Annotated in this window: 14 protein-coding genes; 12 read left to right on the top strand and 2 right to left on the bottom strand. The window is 64.1% G+C overall.

The genetic code is table 11. The annotated features are described in order from the left end of the window. Positions 1–20: 20 nt before the first annotated feature. Positions 21–2237 carry a coiled-coil domain-containing protein gene (locus H8F01_RS15035; protein ID WP_187059426.1) on the bottom strand — a complete coding sequence of 739 codons (2217 nt, stop codon included), beginning with the start codon at positions 2235–2237 and terminating at the stop codon, positions 21–23. Between H8F01_RS15035 and H8F01_RS21970 the strand changes: the two genes are divergently transcribed. The 4 genes from H8F01_RS21970 to H8F01_RS15055 all read left to right on the top strand — a co-directional run bounded on the left by H8F01_RS21970 (position 2154) and on the right by H8F01_RS15055 (position 5328). Continuing rightward, on the top strand, positions 2154–2453 hold the full coding sequence (locus H8F01_RS21970; protein WP_187055890.1) for a YadA C-terminal domain-containing protein: 300 nt from the start codon (positions 2154–2156) through the stop codon (positions 2451–2453). The two genes, H8F01_RS15035 and H8F01_RS21970, sit on opposite strands and share 84 nt — an antisense overlap. 180 nt (positions 2454–2633) lie before the next feature. After that, positions 2634–3383 (top strand): OmpA family protein, encoded by a 750-nt coding sequence (locus tag H8F01_RS15045; protein WP_187055891.1) that lies wholly within the window; start codon positions 2634–2636, stop codon positions 3381–3383. A 165-nt stretch (positions 3384–3548) separates the two neighbouring features. Beyond that, positions 3549–4556, top strand: a complete 1008-nt coding sequence (locus tag H8F01_RS15050) for a fimbrial protein (protein WP_187055892.1) — start codon at positions 3549–3551, stop codon at positions 4554–4556. A gap of 319 nt (positions 4557–4875) precedes the next feature. Then, positions 4876–5328 (top strand): CopD family protein, encoded by a 453-nt coding sequence (locus H8F01_RS15055; RefSeq protein ID WP_187055893.1) that lies wholly within the window; start codon positions 4876–4878, stop codon positions 5326–5328. A gap of 1057 nt (positions 5329–6385) precedes the next feature. Here H8F01_RS15055 and H8F01_RS15060 read toward each other — a convergent pair. Then, a complete protein-coding gene (locus tag H8F01_RS15060) occupies positions 6386–7399 on the bottom strand; it encodes an NAD-dependent epimerase (protein WP_187055894.1) in 1014 nt (337 codons plus the stop codon). A gap of 436 nt (positions 7400–7835) precedes the next feature. Between H8F01_RS15060 and thrS the strand changes: the two genes are divergently transcribed. The 8 genes from thrS (at position 7836) to H8F01_RS15100 (ending at position 15588) form a co-directional block, all read left to right on the top strand. Further along, complete coding sequence (thrS, locus tag H8F01_RS15065; RefSeq protein WP_187055895.1) at positions 7836–9737, top strand: threonine--tRNA ligase; 1902 nt, start codon at positions 7836–7838, stop codon at positions 9735–9737. 44 nt (positions 9738–9781) lie between these two features. Next, entirely contained in the window at positions 9782–10306 is a 525-nt protein-coding gene (gene infC, locus H8F01_RS15070; RefSeq protein ID WP_304529332.1) for a translation initiation factor IF-3, read from the top strand. A gap of 388 nt (positions 10307–10694) precedes the next feature. Further along, the gene (rpmI, locus tag H8F01_RS15075; RefSeq protein ID WP_019467379.1) at positions 10695–10892 is read left to right on the top strand and encodes a 50S ribosomal protein L35; all 198 of its coding nucleotides are present in this window, start codon (positions 10695–10697) and stop codon (positions 10890–10892) included. Positions 10893–10908: 16 nt separating this feature from the next. After that, entirely contained in the window at positions 10909–11268 is a 360-nt protein-coding gene (rplT, locus tag H8F01_RS15080) for a 50S ribosomal protein L20 (RefSeq protein ID WP_187055896.1), read from the top strand. A gap of 253 nt (positions 11269–11521) precedes the next feature. Then, positions 11522–12517, top strand: a complete 996-nt coding sequence (pheS, locus tag H8F01_RS15085) for a phenylalanine--tRNA ligase subunit alpha (protein WP_187055897.1) — start codon at positions 11522–11524, stop codon at positions 12515–12517. Between the two features lie 21 nt (positions 12518–12538). Continuing rightward, positions 12539–14950: a phenylalanine--tRNA ligase subunit beta gene (gene pheT / locus H8F01_RS15090; protein ID WP_187055898.1), complete on the top strand. Its 2412-nt coding sequence runs from the start codon at positions 12539–12541 to the stop codon at positions 14948–14950. Between the two features lies 1 nt (position 14951). Next, positions 14952–15251 (top strand): integration host factor subunit alpha, encoded by a 300-nt coding sequence (ihfA, locus tag H8F01_RS15095; protein ID WP_019467382.1) that lies wholly within the window; start codon positions 14952–14954, stop codon positions 15249–15251. Continuing rightward, positions 15232–15588 (top strand): MerR family transcriptional regulator, encoded by a 357-nt coding sequence (locus H8F01_RS15100; RefSeq protein ID WP_019467383.1) that lies wholly within the window; start codon positions 15232–15234, stop codon positions 15586–15588. The genes ihfA and H8F01_RS15100 overlap by 20 nt, the downstream gene beginning before the upstream one ends. Positions 15589–15679: the final 91 nt, after the last annotated feature.

Here is a 15679-nt window from a genome sequence, read left to right on the forward strand (position 1 = left end):
TAGGGGGTTTTGGATAGGGATTACTGAGTAGCAAGGCCAATGCTTTGCGCGAGGCGTGTGCACTGGTTCAAGCGTTTCCAATGCGGATCGTTGGCGGCATCGGCCAGCGTGTCCGGCAAGCGGTTGAGTGATTCGCGCCACAGGCGCAGCAGGCCCGCATCGCGGCAGCCGGCATCCCAGGCTGCTTCGCAGAGCTCGCTGGCTGCCTTGGCATTGCCGGCGGCGAACTCGCCGCGTGCCGACAGGTGCATGGCTTCCGCGTCGTACGGCGCAGCGTCCAGCAGGCGCCCGGCGAGATTCGCCAGTTCGCGTGATTCACTGGCCGACGGCGTGACGGTGTCGAACCGGGCAAGGCGTGCCGTGATGGCGCAGCTCAAGGCGCGCGACAGATTGCCGTCGTCCACCGACGTGGCGACATCCGCGTAGCGCACGGCTTGTTCCAGTGCGGTGTGGCGTTCGCTCCGGTCCACCAGCGGGGCACGGGCCAGCGCAACCTCCGCGCGTTCGAGCGAAATGGTTTCGCGGGAGAGCACCGGCGACTGTGCCTTGGCGAGCAGCGAGTCTGCCTTCTCCAGCGTGTCCAGCGCGGCGCCGATCGACTCGTGCGCCGAGCGCAGGCGCAGGTAGTACGCACGGGCAAAGTGCACGGAACCGATGTCCTCGGGCGAAAGCGACTCGACGCGTTCGAACATCGTTTCCGCTTCCGCCAGCTTTTCGCGGGCAGGGCGCTCGCTGAGCGCGGCTGCCCATTCGCGCAACACCTGAATCCACGACAGCAGCGGCAGGATGGAGCGCGCCTGGGCCAGCTTGGGCGCATAGTCATCGCGCAACTGGCGCAGGCGCATCAGGCGCGCGGCGCCCTTCAGTGGACGCACGCGCAGCAGTTCCACGTCGATCAGGCGCGCCAGCCAATGGTCACGCGTGTCCTGCGGCGCGTCGGCGGGTACGTCTGCCAGTGCTTCGGCGGCGCGGGCAAGGGCGGTGTCGGCGGCGCGGCCCTGCATCTGCTGGGCCTGGGCCAGTCCAATCGTCACCATCAGCCAGCGGGCGTCGAGGTCGATGTCCTTGGCAGGCAGGCCCGACAGCAGCTGTTGCGCCTGCTCCAGCCGTTGGGCACGTTCCTCCGGGGAGGCAAGCAGGGCGCGCTCGTACAGGGTGCTAGCGTGCTCCTGCACGAATTTCGCATCGCCGCTGCGACCGGCGGCAGAAGCGTTGCCCATCATGCGCAGGGCGGCGTCCAGGGCCTCCGCACGCGCGTCACCACGCAGGTGTTCGGCCATGAAAAGGTGGCAGCGGATCAGCGCGCTGCCCAGCATGGCTTCGCGATCGGGTTCGGCGGCCATGGCGCGATGGAAAGCCTGGATGGCCTGCACCACGGCCTTCTCCGCCTCCGGCCCGTTGTCGCGCGCCGTGCGCCACCAGCACCAGCCCGCCACCGTCCAGGCTTCACCCGTGGCATGCGGTGCGGCCAGCGCGGGCGCCAGTGCATCCAGTGCCTTCTGGGGATAGCCCGCCGTGAGCAGCTTCTTCGCCTCGGCGACGGCATCCTGTCGGGATACATCCTCGCGTCGTGTCACGGCTTCGGCGGCGGCGCGCTGCTCGGCCTGCACGCGCTGTGCTTCGCGCTCCATCGCCTGGCGACGTTCGGCTTCCACGCGCTCGGCTTCGATACGCGCGGCTTCGATCTCCATCGCCCGCTGTTGGGCAAGGTGTTGGGCTTCGCGTTCCTGTTGTTCGCGCTCCGCAGCTTCGCGATGCGCCGCTTCGTCGCGCAGCGCCTGGTCGCGTTCGGCCTGCGCGTTGTCTTCGGCCTGCACGGGTTCCTGCATCGGGAGCAGGGCAGGGGACGGTGCAGCTTCCTGCACACCCGACACCCAATGGATGAAGGCGTCGTCGTCCAGCGACAGGTCGATCTTCGGCGGGCGGGCCGGCTTCATCAGGCCATAGCGCGCATCGGTGGCGGGCTTCAGGCCGGGCGTGCTGCCGTGGGTCCAGACGTCCAGCTGCACGCGATCCACGGCCCATACCAGCGGCAGCTCGGGGCGCTCGGCGCCAAAGAATTCCGCGCGCGACGGTGCTACGGCGCGATAGCTCCAGCCCTTCCAGCCAATCAACGTCGTCGCGCTCTGCGCGGCATCAGCGGCCTTCCTGCGATGGCGACGGCGCTGGGCGAAAATCAGCAGCCCGGCCGTCAGCGCCACCGTGGCGGCGGCCGGCGCACCCCAGGCCATCCACATCGCATCCGCCCGCGCCACGGCCGCTGCACGCGAGCCCGTCGATGCGCCGGCGGCGATGTCTTCGGCGGCGGGCGCGCCAACTATCGCGGCCAGACCGCGCTGGGCGTGGGCATCTCGCGCTGGTCGGACAACGGTCGCGTCAACTTCAACGCCGGTGTCTCGGCCGCGAAGAACGACAGCCCGGTGGTGCGTGTCGGCGTCGGTTACGTCTTCTAAGCAAAGACCTCATGGAAAGGTGCGGCGGGTTCCGCCGCACCGACCTTCTCATCTTCTTCGCGCCGCTGGCCCGCGCCATCGGCGTCTCTTCCCGAGATCACGACCATGTTTACCCTGATCAAAAGGACAGTCTTCCTCCTGTCCGCCGCGAGCGTCCTGCTGCTCTCGGCCTGCGGCTCGATGAGCCAAGTGAAAAACGGCCAGACCACCGCGCCGGTATGGCCCGATGCGGCCAAAGCCAACCCGCTGATCCCCGGCAGCCAGTACCCCACGCTCGATGCCCTGCGTAACGTCGTGCCGGGCATCAGCAAGCTGGAGGTCTATCGCCTCATTGGCCACCCGCAGTTCCATGAAGGCATGGCCGGCGTGCACGAGTGGGATTACGTCTTCCACCTGCCCACCGGCAACGGCAACGAATTCGTGACGTGCCAGTTCAAGCAGTTGTTCGACGACAACATGCGTGCCGCCGAACACTTCTGGAAACCGGAAAGCTGCGCGCAGCTGGTCAACGCCGTGCCCGCGCCGGCACCGCCGCCGCCGGCCGCCAAGCCGCACGTGTCGTCGGAAATCGAGATCTCCGCCGACTTCCTGTTCGACTTTGACAGCGATCGCCTCTCGGCCAACGCGCCGGCGGCCATCCAGGGCAAGGTGGTGGAAGCACTGGAGAAGGCCAGCAACGTCGAAGTGCTCAAGGTCATCGGCTATACCGATCGCCTGGGCAGCGACGATTACAACCTCAAGCTGTCCATGCGTCGCGCGATGGCGGTGAAGAACTACCTCATCTCGCAGGGCATCCCGGCGGAAGCCATTTCGGCTGAAGGCCGTGGCAGCACGGATCCGAAGGTGCAGTGCAACCAGAAGGATCGTGCTGCGCTGATTGCGTGCCTCAAGCCCAACCGGCGTGTGCTGATCCAGGTGGTGGCGCGCTGATGCCAGCGTTATCGCCGTTGTCGCCGTGATCTCCGCAGCTGTCGACGATCCGTCCCTGATCCACCCCGCGCTATGCGCAGGGTGGATTTTTTGCTGTGGCATTCGCCACGTCAACGATGCGTCTGGCTGCGGCCGATGTGCATCGCATCAATCAGGAGTGAAGCCGTGAGAACTCTGCATAAACTGGGCATGCGTGTGCTGTGTGTGTTGGGCTTGCTGGTGATCGCCGGGCAGGCGCTGGCTACATGTACGGGAACGACCACGACGTCACCGTTTACGCCTGCGCAGGTGTCGATCAACAAGAACACTCCGGTCGGACAGGTGGTGAGCTCGGCTACCGTTACGTTGACAGTGACTTGCAATGGGTCGAGCGCGGTGGGTAACGGCTGGGCGATGAACTACACCCCGCAGGCGCCCCTGCAATCCGGACAGATGGTGCTCAACGCCTACGGCACGTCCATGGCGGGGCTTGGTTACCAGATGTTCGGGACAGGCGGGGTGCTCATTTCACCGACCACTTACGGAACAAACGGAGGCGACAACTTTGGTCCGTCGGGTATGGGTCCGAAGCATCTCGCCGGACTCAATTCAACAAGTACCTATCAGTTTTCTTTGAACCTGGTACGCACCAGTACCAGTCTGACCGCCGGGACCTTTTCCGATTCTCTGGTGAGATTTGGCTATCAGGACGGAAACTATGGCTGCGGTCCTTCGTTAGGCACTTGTACGTCCCAGTTCGGCAACGAGATCACGACGCCGGTGGTGTTCCATTTCGTCAACCCTGCCTGCACGATTACGACCGACACCGCCAATCAGGTGGTTTCCTTACCCAAGGCATCCACTGCGGATTTCGCAGCGGTTGGCGCCATCGCCAAGCCAACGAACTTCAAGATCTCGCTGCAGGATTGCGTTACCCAGACGATCGTTTCCATGCAGCTTGACGGCAATACCCAATTGCCGACCGTGCTGTCCAATACGGGGACGGCCCGTGGGATGGGTGTCCAGCTGACGCGCAACGGTGCTCCGGTATCCTTTGGACAGGTGATGACCATCGGTAACGTAGGCAACGCGACGACGATGGATATTCCCTTCACTGCACAGTATTACCGTACCGGCGCCATGTCCGGCGGCACCGTGCTCTCCGCGGCGACCATTACGATGAGTTATCTGTGATCTGGAAAGCGCACGGATTCGCAGGCCGAATCGAGTAGGGCGAGCCAAGGGGCGGTCAGGCCTGTCCGCCCGGCAGCCGGGCCATCGCGGCCCTGCGTCGAAATTTTGATAGCGAAGGGGCATTCGGGTAGTCCCGAATGCCCGCTATGCACCACCGTGGCCACGCGGTGATGCGCGCTCTGCCCAGTGGACAGGTTGCCGCGGATTGGCGTGAAACCTTGACGCGTCGGGATGCCGGTCCAATCCTTGGGCGACTTCCAGCACTTGCCGCGGGGTTTCCGCTCGGGCGATGGTGCGCACCTCCGTCCCCGAGGAAACCGTGATGACGTATCTCTGGATCAAGAGCTTTCACGTGGTGTTCGTCATCGCATGGATGGCTACGGTTTTCTATCTGCCACGCATTCTGGTCAACGTGGCCGAAGCCGGTGACGAGCCGGCCGTGAAGGCAAGGCTGGTGCTGATGGGGCGTCGCCTGTATCGCTTCGGACACAACATGTTCGGCATCGCGGCACTGCTTGGTCTGGCCCTGTGGGAGGGTTGGCGCGTGTTTCCGCAGACCTTGCCTAACGTGGTGGCATCGATGCACTGGATCGACGCGAAGCTCACCCTGGTGGTGCTGATGCTGGTCTATTTCGGCTGGACCGGTCGCCTGCTCAAGGGCCTGGAGAAGGGCGGGTCGCTGCCGTCGGCGAAGACCCTGCGCATCTTGAACGAGCTGCCGGTACTGGTGTTGCTGGGCATCGTGTTTCTGGTGATTGCCAAACCGTTCTGAGCGCACCGGAAAGCCGTGTAGCCCGGATGGAGCGAAGCGGAATCCGGGGGAATCTTGCGTCATCGCTATGGCTTGTTGGTTGTCGCAAGGCCATCCCGGATTGCGCTGCGCTTCATCCGGGCTACGGTCATTGGCGTCGTGTGGACCGGATGGAGCGAAGCGGAATCCGGGGGAGTCTTGCGTGATCGCTATGGCTGATGCGTGGTCGCAAGGACATCCCGGATTGCGCTGCGCTTCATCCGGGCTACGGTCATTGGCGTCGTGTAGCCCGGATGGAGCGCAGCGGAATCCGGGGGAATTTTGCGTCATCGCTATGGCTGATGCGTGGTCGCAAGGCCATCCCGGATTGCGCTGCGCTTCATCCGGGCTACGGTGATTGGCGTCGTGTAGCCCGGATGGAGCGAAGCGGAATCCGGGGGAATCCTGCGTCATCGTCACGGCTTATGCGTCGTAGCAGGGCCATCCCGGATTGCGCTGCGCTTCATCCGGGCTACGGTCATTGGCATCGTGTAGCCCGGATGGAGCGAAGCGGAATCCGGGGGAGTCTTGCGTCATCGTCACGGCTTATGCGTCGTCGCAAGGCCATCCCGGATTGCGCTGCGCTTCATCCGGGCTACGGTGATTGGCGTCGTGTGGCCCGGATGAAGCGAAGCGCAATCCGGGGGAATCCTGCGTCATCGTCACGGCTTATGCGTCATAGCAGGGCCATCCCGGATTGCGCTGCGCTTCATCCGGGCTACGGTCATTGGCATCGTGTAGCCCGGATGGAGCGAAGCGGAATCCGGGGGAGTCTTGCGTCATCGTCACGGCTTATGCGTCGTCGCAAGGTCATCCCGGATTGCGCTGCGCTTCATCCGGGCTACGGTGGTTGGCGTCGTGTAGCCCGGATGGAGCGAAGCGGAATCCGGGGGGGTGTCATCGCCACGGCTTATGCGTGTTCGCATGGCCTGATTTTGTAGGAGCGCACTTGTGCGCGATCGGGGCCCGGCAAAGGCCGGGCGCTGCAGCGTTACCGGTCGCGCACACGTGCGCTCCTGCAGGTGTTGGCGGCGATGGGTTACTCGCCCCGCTGGACGTATTCCTTGTACCAGGCCACGAAGCGCGCCACGCCTTCGTCGATGGTGGTGCTGGGCGCGTAGCCCACGTCACGACGCAGGGCTGATACGTCGGCCCAGGTGTCGGGCACGTCGCCGGGCTGCATGGGCAGCAGGCGCTTTTCCATGCTGCGCCCGAGGTTCTGCTCCATCAGTTCGATGAAGCGCAGCAACTGCACGGGCTGGTCGTTGCCGATGTTGTAAACGCGATAAGGCGCGCTGGACGTGCCGGGATTGGGGTGCAGCGCGTCGTAGGCGGCATCGGGCAGGGCAGGGTGGTCCAACGTGCGGATCACGCCTTCGACGATATCGTCGATATAGGTGAAGTCCCGGCTGTGGTTACCGTAGTTGAAGACGTCGATGGGCTCGCCGCGGCTGATGCGGTCGGCGAACAGCATGGGCGACATGTCGGGCCGGCCCCACGGGCCGTACACGGTGAAGAAGCGCAGGCCGGTGGTGGGCAGGTCGTACAGGTGGCTGTACGTGTGCGCCATCAGCTCGTTGGCTTTCTTGCTGGCGGCGTACAGGCTGACCGGATGGTCCACGGCGTCCTCGATGGCGAACGGCATCTTGCGGTTGGCGCCGTAGACCGAGCTGGAGGACGCGTAGACCAGATGCTCGATCTTGCCGTGGCGACAGGCCTCCAGGATGTTCACGAAGCCGACCAGGTTGCTCTGCACGTAGGCCTGCGGGTTCTTGAGCGAGTAGCGGACGCCGGCCTGGGCGGCCAGGTTCACGACGCGCTGCGGCCGGAAGTCGGCGAAAGCCCGGTTCACCGCCTCGCCATCGGCCAGGTCCGCGCGCAGGTGGGTGTAGTTGGCGTGGCCGTCGAATTGGGCCAGGCGGGCTTCCTTCAACGACGGGTCGTAATAGTCGTTGTGGTTGTCGATGCCGTAGACCTCGTCGCCGCGCGCCAGCAGGCGCTGGGCCAGGGCGGCGCCGATGAAGCCGGCTGTGCCGGTGACGAGAATGCGCATCGGAGAGCCTCGGGGAATGGGGCGCGCATTCTATCGCTGGCCGAACTGAGACGGGCGACCCTGCTGAATTGACACGGTTCAGTGCGCTAGACTAGCGTTCTGGCTCTATCTGCCCCGGAGACAAGGTGGCCCGCGCCCTGCGCCGGCCGAGTGTGTGACATGGCGACTACCCGCTTCCAATGTTGAGTTGAGCCACGCCTTGTTTTCCAAGAGGGCGCCTGGCGCCTTTTTTATTGATTTTTTCGGGATTCCGAATCGTACGGCTTCTACCTCACCGTCATTCCCGCGAAGGCGGGAATCCAGCGACTTTAGGCTCTAAGTGCAAAGGCACTGGATCCCTGCTTTCGCAGGGATGACGGATAGGAAGGTCTGAGGTTTTCGGGGTTTCTACAGAACCATGAGCACGCCCCATGGGGCGTCTCCTTCAGGTGCAAACATGATCGAAATCACGCTACCCGACGGCAGCAAGCGCCCGTTTGACCACCCGGTGACGGTGCAGGATGTGGCTGCCTCCATTGGCGCCGGCCTGGCCAAGGCCACTCTGGCGGGCAAGGTGGACGGCAAGCTGGTGGATGCCAGCTTCCCCATCGCGCAGAACGCCAGCCTGGAAATTGTCACGGAGAAGAGCCCGGAGGCGCTGGATATCCTGCGTCACTCCACGGCCCACCTGCTGGCGCAGGCCGTGCAGCGCCTGTATCCCGGCGCGCAGGTCACCATCGGCCCGGTGATCGACAACGGCTTCTATTACGACTTCGCCTACGAGCGCCCGTTCACGCCCGACGATCTGCTCAAGATCGAGGCGGAGATGGAAAAGATCGTCAAGGAAGGCCTGCCGGTGACGCGCAGCGTGAAGTCGCGAGACGAGGCGGTGAGCTTCTTCCGTGGCCTGGGCGAGGAATACAAGGCCGAGATCATCGAAAGCATTCCGGCCAATGAAGATCTCTCGCTCTACACGCAGGGTGAATTCACGGATCTGTGCCGCGGCCCGCACGTGCCCAACACGGGCAAGCTGCGCGCGTTCAAGCTGATGAAGGTGGCCGGTGCGTATTGGCGTGGCGATTCCAACAACGCCATGCTCACGCGCATCTACGGCACGGCATGGCTCAACGACAAGGATCTGAAGGCCTACCTGCATCAGCTGGAAGAAGCGGAAAAGCGCGACCATCGCAAGATCGGCAAGGCGCTGGACCTGTTCCACCAGCAGGAAGAAGGCCCGGGTATGGTGTTCTGGCACCCCAAGGGCTGGGCCATCTGGCAGCAGGTGGAGCAGTACATGCGCCGCGTGTACCGCCAGAGCGGCTACCAGGAAGTGCGCTGCCCGCAGGTGCTGGACGTGTCCCTGTGGAAGAAGTCCGGCCACTGGGACAACTACCAGGAGAACATGTTCTTCACCGAGTCGGAGAAGCACACGTACGCCCTGAAGCCGATGAACTGCCCGGGTCACGTGCAGATCTTCAACACCAGCCTGCACAGCTACCGCGACCTGCCGGTGCGTTACGGCGAGTTCGGCGCATGCCACCGCAACGAGCCCTCGGGCGCGCTGCACGGCATCATGCGCGTGCGCGCCTTCACGCAGGACGATGGCCACGTCTTCTGTACGGAAGAGCAGATCGAATCCGAGGTGACGGCGTTCCACCAGCAGGCCATGAAGGTCTACGGCGACTTCGGCTTCGAGGACATCGCCCTCAAGATCGCCCTGCGTCCGGACAAGCGCATCGGCAGCGATGAAGTGTGGGACCGCGCCGAAAACGCCCTGCGCGCCGCCCTGGGTGCCGCAGGCGTCAAGTGGGAAGAGCTGCCGGGCGAGGGCGCCTTCTACGGCCCCAAGATCGAGTACCACATGAAGGATTCCATCGGCCGTGCCTGGCAGGTGGGCACCATGCAGGTGGACTTCATGATGCCCGAGCGCCTGGGCGCCGAGTACGTGGACGAGAATTCACAGCGGCGTCACCCGGTGATGCTGCATCGTGCCATCGTGGGTTCGATGGAGCGCTTTATCGGCATCCTGATCGAGCATCACGCCGGCCTGCTGCCGACGTGGCTGGCCCCGATGCAGGCCGCCGTGTTCAGCATTACGGACGCCCAGGCCGACTATGTCCGCGAAGTGGCGCAAGCCCTTGTCGACAAAGGTTTCCGCGTGCATGCCGATTTGCGCAATGAGAAGGTCGGCTATAAAATCCGCGAACATACGTTGCAGAAAGTCCCTTACCTGCTGGTGGTCGGAGATCGCGAGAAGGAATCGGGGGCCGTTTCGGTGCGTACACGTTCCGGCGAGGACCTGGGCAGCATGCCGCTGGCCGCCTTCGTCGAACGCCTGGAAGCCGAGACCCGTCGCTAAGCGACGGGCCGGCATTAACAAGAACTCTTCTGGAGGATAGTGGTATCGCTACCACCGACACTAAGGGCAATCGCCGTAACCTCGAAATCCGCGTGCCGCGCGTTCGCGTGATCGGCGCCGATTCGGAACAGCTGGGCATCCTGACCCGTGACGAGGCGCTCGCCTTGGCACAGGAAGCGGGCATGGACCTGGTCGAGATTCAGCCGAACGGCGATCCGCCGGTCTGCCGCATCATGGATTACGGCAAGTTCAAGTTCGAAGCCCAGAAGAAGGCCCAGGCGGCCAAGAAGAAGCAGAAGCAGGTCGAGATCAAGGAAGTGAAGTTCCGTCCGGTCACGGACGTGGGCGACTACCAGATCAAGCTGCGCAACATGCTTCGCTTCCTTGAGGAAGGCGACAAGGTCAAGGTGACCATCCGCTTCCGTGGTCGCGAAATGTCCCACCAGGATCTGGGCCAGAATCTGGCCAAGAAGATCCAGGAGGATGTGGGCGAGAACGGCGTGGTGGAGTCCTTCCCGCGTCTGGAAGGCCGCCAGATGGTCATGATGATCGGTCCGAAGAAGAAGTAAGCTTCGGAAAGATATGGAAAAAGCGGCCCTTGGGCCGCTTTTTCTTTTTGGCGATCCACATCACTTCTTCCTCTCCCCTCCGGGGAGAGGACCGAGGTGAGGGGCGGGTGCTCGCGAAGGCCTGTCTATCTGATCGTTGGCCCTTTTGAAGCGTCTGGCGAGGTTGACCCCTCACCCCAACCCTCTCCCCGGAGGGGAGAGGGAGCCAAAAGCGATCCCGCCGCTAGCAAAACCCTGATTTCATCCGTATAATCGCCGGTTCGACCCACCAGGACGGGTCGTGAACCGATGCTGGCAGGACGGAAAGAGCGCCCCATGGGCGTCGCCAGATCAGTCAGAAACCGGGGCAGCTCTTTCAACGGAGCGGGTCCCATCAAGGAGCATTTCCATGCCCAAGATCAAGACGAACCGGGCGGCTGCGAAGCGTTTTCGCAAGACCGCGTCGGGTAAGTTCAAGGCCGGTCACGCCTTCAAGTCGCACATCCTGACCAAGAAGTCGACCAAGCGTAAGCGCAACCTGCGCGCTACCAACCACGTCAAGGCATGCGACACCAAGGGTGTGGCACGCATGTTGCCGTATCTCTAAGGCGGAGGACTAAACCATGGCTCGTGTTAAGCGTGGCGTTACCGCCCGTCGTCGTCACAAGAAGATCATTGGCCGCGCGAAGGGTTATTACAACGCCCGTCGCAAGGTCTTCCGCGTTGCTAACCAGGCTGTCATCAAGGCCGGTCAGTACGCCTACATCGGCCGCAAGCAGCGCAAGCGTCAGTTCCGCGCCCTGTGGATCGTTCGTATCAACGCTGCGGCTCGCCAGTTCGGCCTGTCCTACAGCCGTCTGATCAACGGCCTGACCAAGGCCGGCATCACCGTCGACCGCAAGGTGCTGGCTGATATCGCCGTGCACGACATCAAGGCGTTTGGCGCGATCGCAGAGAAGGCGAAGGCCAGTCTGGCCGCTTGATCGTCTTGCGCCTCGCGCGCTGACGATATGATGTGATCAAGCGGGGAGGAGGCCATCAGCCTCCTCCCCGTTTTTGTTTTGGTGGCTCTAGGTTTTCGCTCCCTCTCCCCGCCGGGGAGAGGGTTGGGGTGAGGGGACACGCTGGCCTCCTCCTCCCATCGAAGCGTGCTTCGATCAAGCGGTGACGCAAGAGTGACCCCTCACCCTAGCCCTCTCCCCAAAGGGGAGAGGGAATAAAGCGAGAGTCGCATCGATGGAAGATCTGGATAGCCGCGCGGCCGCCGCGCTGGCCGATATCGAGAAGGCCGACACGCTCGACGCGCTCGACGCGCTGCGCGTCGGCTTGCTGGGCAAAAGTGGCATTGTCACCGCCGCGCTGAAGGCGCTGGGTGCGTTGTCGCCCGACGAGCGCAAGGCGCGCGGCGCCGAGGTCAATCGCGTCAAGGATCGTCTTGCCGATGCGCTGGCGGCACGCAAGCAGGTGCTGGAGCAGGCGGAGCTGGATCGTCGCCTGGCCTCCGAAACCATCGATATTTCGCTGCCGGGCCGTAACGGCGAGCGCGGCGGCATCCATCCGATCACGCGTGCGCTTGAACGCATCTCGGCGATCTTCTCGCGCCTGGGTTACCAGCGCGCCGACGGTCCGGAGATCGAGGACGACTGGCACAACTTCGAGGCGCTGAACTTCCCGCCGCACCATCCGGCGCGCGCCATGCACGACACCTTCTACTTCGGCGACGGGCGCCTGCTGCGCACGCATACCTCGCCGGTGCAGGTGCGCTCGATGCAGGGGCGCCAGCCGCCCATCCGCATCATCGCGCCGGGCAAGGTGTACCGCAGCGATTCGGATCAGACGCATTCGCCGATGTTCCACCAGATCGAAGGCTTGCTGGTCGACGAGACCTCGAGCTTTGCCGACCTCAAGGGCACGCTGGCCGAGTTCATCCGCGCCTTCTTCGAGCGCGATTTCGAAATGCGTTTCCGCCCCAGCTACTTCCCCTTCACCGAGCCCTCGGCCGAAGTGGACATCCGCTGGGATGCCGAAGACGGCAGTACGCGCTGGCTCGAAGTGCTGGGCTGCGGCATGGTGCATCCGAATGTGCTGCGCAATTGCGGCATCGATCCGGAACGCTATACCGGCTTCGCCTTCGGCCTGGGCGTGGAGCGTTTTGCGATGCTCCGCTACGGCGTTTCCGACCTGCGCGCGTTCTTCGAGAACGACCTGCGCTTCCTCAAGCAGTTCGCGTAATCGAAGCAGGAAACGACACGCATGAAATTCTCGGAAAACTGGTTGCGCCACCATGTGCCGACGCAGGCATCGCGCGATGAACTCGCCGCGACGCTGACGGCGATCGGCCTTGAAGTGGAAGAAGTCACCGCACTCGGCGATTCGCTGGATGGCGTGGTGGTTGCGCGCATCGTCAGCGCGCAGCGCCACCCGGAAGCCGATCGCCTGCAGGTGTGCGAAGTCGATACCGGCAACGGCATGGTCCAGATCGTCTGCGGCGCGCCGAATGCGCGCACGGGCCTGGTCGCGCCGCTGGCGATGGTGGGTGCGCAGCTGCCGGGCGGCATCGCCATCAAGGCGGCGAAGCTGCGTGGCGTGGAATCGTTCGGCATGCTGTGCTCCGCCAAGGAGCTGGGTGTCGATCCGGACGCCTCGGGCCTGCTCGAACTGCCCGCCGATGCGCCGGTCGGCACGCCGCTCGCCACCTATCTTGGCCTGCCCGATGCCAGCATCGAGATCAAGCTGACGCCCAATCGCGCCGACTGTTTCAGCGTGCGTGGCATTGCGTTCGACGTTGCTGCTGCACTGGGCGGCAACGTGATTCCGCTCAATGCCGAACCCGTGCCTGCGCAGAGCGATGCCGCCATGAAGGTGGTGCTTGACGCCGGCGCTCGCGTGCCGCGTTTCGCGGGCCGCGTCATCGACAACGTCGACGCCACGGTGGCCACGCCGGTATGGATGGCCGAACGCCTGCGTCGCAGCGGCCTGCGTCCGATCAGCTTCCTGGTCGACGTGACCCAGTACGTGATGCTCGAACTCGGCCAGCCGATGCATGCGTTCGACAAGGACAAGCTGGAAGGCGAGGTGGTGGTTCGTCCTGCGCGTGCCGGCGAATCGTTGGCCCTGCTGGATGGCCGCACGGTCGAGCTGAGCGACGATTTCCTGGTGGTCTCCGACAGCCATGGCGGCAAGGGCGCTCGCGCTGTGGCGCTGGGCGGCATCATGGGCGGCTCGGAAACCCGTGTTACCGACACCACGCGCAACGTGTTCCTGGAAGCGGCGCACTGGATCCCCGAGGCCATCATTGGTCGCAGCCGCAAGCTGGGCATGCACACCGATGCCGGGCACCGCTTCGAGCGTGGCGTGGATCCGCAGCTGCCGACCATCGCTGTCGAGTACGCCACGCGCCTGATCCTGGACATCGCCGGTGGCGTGGCCGGTCCGTTGCTGGACGTCACGCTGCCCGAGCACCTGCATTCGCCGGAGCCCATCCTGCTGCGTCGCGCGCGCCTGGCCCGTGTGCTCGGCCTGACGGTGGCCGATGACGAAGTGGTGCGCATCTTCACCGCGCTGGGCATGGCGGTAGTGCCGCAGGCCGATGGCTGGCAGGTCACCGCACCGAGCCGCCGCTTCGATATCGAGCGCGAAGAAGACCTGATCGAAGAGGTCGCGCGCATCCATGGTTACGAAAACATCCCCACCAGCACCCCGTCCGGCGCGCTGACGCTGGCGGTGGAGCCGGAAGGCCGCCTCAACGAGCTGGCCGTGCGTGAGCAGCTGGCCGCGCGCGGTTACTACGAAGCGGTGAATCTGGCCTTCATCGGCAACGACGTGCTGCAGCGCTGGGGCATGACCGCTGACCTGGTGCCGCTGGCCAATCCGTTGTCGGCCGACCTGGCCGTGATGCGTCCCTCGCTGCTGCCGGGCCTGATCGTGGCCCTGTCGCACAACCGCGCCCGCCAGCAAGAGCGCGTGCGCCTGTTCGAACTGGGCCGCACCTTCCGCATCAGCGCCGAGGCCGCCGCCCGCAAGGATGCCCCGACCGAGACGCCGACGCTGTCCATCGTCGCCTGCGGGTCGGCGCATGCCGAGCAGTGGGGCGAGCCATCGCGCACGCTGGACTTCCATGACCTCAAGGGTGATCTCGATGCCCTGATCGCCTGGGGCGGCGAGCCGGATCGCTGGGCCGTCCATGCGGACGGCCTGCCGGGCTGGTTGCACCCGGGCCGCAGTGCCCGCGTCACCCGCGACGGCTTGACCGTGGGTTACCTGGGCGCGCTGCACCCGCAGCTTGCCAAGGCGCTGGACCTGGGCGCCGATGTGCATGTGCTGGAGCTCGAGCTGGATGCCGTCCTGGCCCGTCGCCTGCCCCGGGCGCAGGCCGTGCCGCGCTTCCCGTCGGTGCGCCGCGACATTGCCGTGGACGTGCCGGAAGCGGTCAGCTGGTCAGAGATTGAGCAGGTGGTGCGCAAGGCCGTGGGCGGCCAGCTCAAGGAGCTGCGCCTGTTCGATCGTTATAGCGGGAAGGGGGTCGAACTAGGCCGAAAGAGTCTCGCTATGGGCTTGATTTTACAGGACGCTTCACGCACCCTTACCGACGACGACGCTGACCGTAACATTCGTGAAGCAGTCGCAGCGTTGGAGATGGCATGCAAGGCGAAGTTGCGAGGATAAGATGGCGCTGACCAAAGCAGAGATGGCCGAGCGCCTCTTTCTCGAGGTGGGCCTCAACAAGCGTGAGGCAAAAGAATTCGTAGACGCCTACTTTGAGGTAGTCCGCGAAGCGTTGGAAAAAGGCGAGCAGGTGAAGTTGTCGGGTTTCGGCAATTTCGACCTGCGTCAGAAGAACCAGCGACCGGGCCGTAATCCCAAGACGGGCGAAGAGATTCCGATTTCCGCCCGCCGCGTGGTGACGTTCCGACCGGGTCAGAAACTCAAGGTGCGAGTCGAGGGCTATGCTGGACCAAGGGAATAACACCGAGCTCCCCGCCATTCCGGCGAAGCGCTACTTCACGATTGGTGAAGTGAGCGAACTGTGTGGCGTCAAGCCGCACGTGCTTAGGTACTGGGAACAGGAATTTCCCGCGCTCAACCCCGTCAAGCGTCGCGGCAACCGCCGCTACTACCAGCGTCACGACGTACTGATGATCCGTCAGATTCGTGGCCTGCTGTACGACGAAGGCTTCACCATCACGGGCGCCCGCGCCCGTCTGGAAGGCCCTCAGGCGCGCATGGAGTCGAGCATTTCCCACCAGATCGTGCGCCAGGTGCGCATGGAACTGGAAGAAGTGCTGGCGCTGCTGCGCCGCTGAGTTTTCATACGATCTCCGCGTGACGCGAAGATCGTAAATAAGTTCCTTGGGCTTCCGGTACTACCAGCCAAGCTGGTAGACTTGTCGTCTT

The sequence above is a fragment of the Dyella telluris genome (assembly GCF_014297575.1).
Taxonomy (GTDB): domain Bacteria; phylum Pseudomonadota; class Gammaproteobacteria; order Xanthomonadales; family Rhodanobacteraceae; genus Dyella; species Dyella telluris.

Coding starts and splice junctions, on each gene's coding strand:
- H8F01_RS21970 (WP_187055890.1), top strand. CDS start 2,154: ATGGCGACGGCGCTGGGCGAAAATCAGCAGCCCGGCCGTCAGCGCCAC.
- H8F01_RS15035 (WP_187059426.1), bottom strand. CDS start 2,237: ATGTGGATGGCCTGGGGTGCGCCGGCCGCCGCCACGGTGGCGCTGACG.
- H8F01_RS15045 (WP_187055891.1), top strand. CDS start 2,634: ATGAGCCAAGTGAAAAACGGCCAGACCACCGCGCCGGTATGGCCCGAT.
- H8F01_RS15060 (WP_187055894.1), bottom strand. CDS start 7,399: ATGCGCATTCTCGTCACCGGCACAGCCGGCTTCATCGGCGCCGCCCTG.
- thrS (WP_187055895.1), top strand. CDS start 7,836: ATGATCGAAATCACGCTACCCGACGGCAGCAAGCGCCCGTTTGACCAC.
- rpmI (WP_019467379.1), top strand. CDS start 10,695: ATGCCCAAGATCAAGACGAACCGGGCGGCTGCGAAGCGTTTTCGCAAG.
- rplT (WP_187055896.1), top strand. CDS start 10,909: ATGGCTCGTGTTAAGCGTGGCGTTACCGCCCGTCGTCGTCACAAGAAG.
- pheS (WP_187055897.1), top strand. CDS start 11,522: ATGGAAGATCTGGATAGCCGCGCGGCCGCCGCGCTGGCCGATATCGAG.
- pheT (WP_187055898.1), top strand. CDS start 12,539: ATGAAATTCTCGGAAAACTGGTTGCGCCACCATGTGCCGACGCAGGCA.
- ihfA (WP_019467382.1), top strand. CDS start 14,952: ATGGCGCTGACCAAAGCAGAGATGGCCGAGCGCCTCTTTCTCGAGGTG.
- H8F01_RS15100 (WP_019467383.1), top strand. CDS start 15,232: ATGCTGGACCAAGGGAATAACACCGAGCTCCCCGCCATTCCGGCGAAG.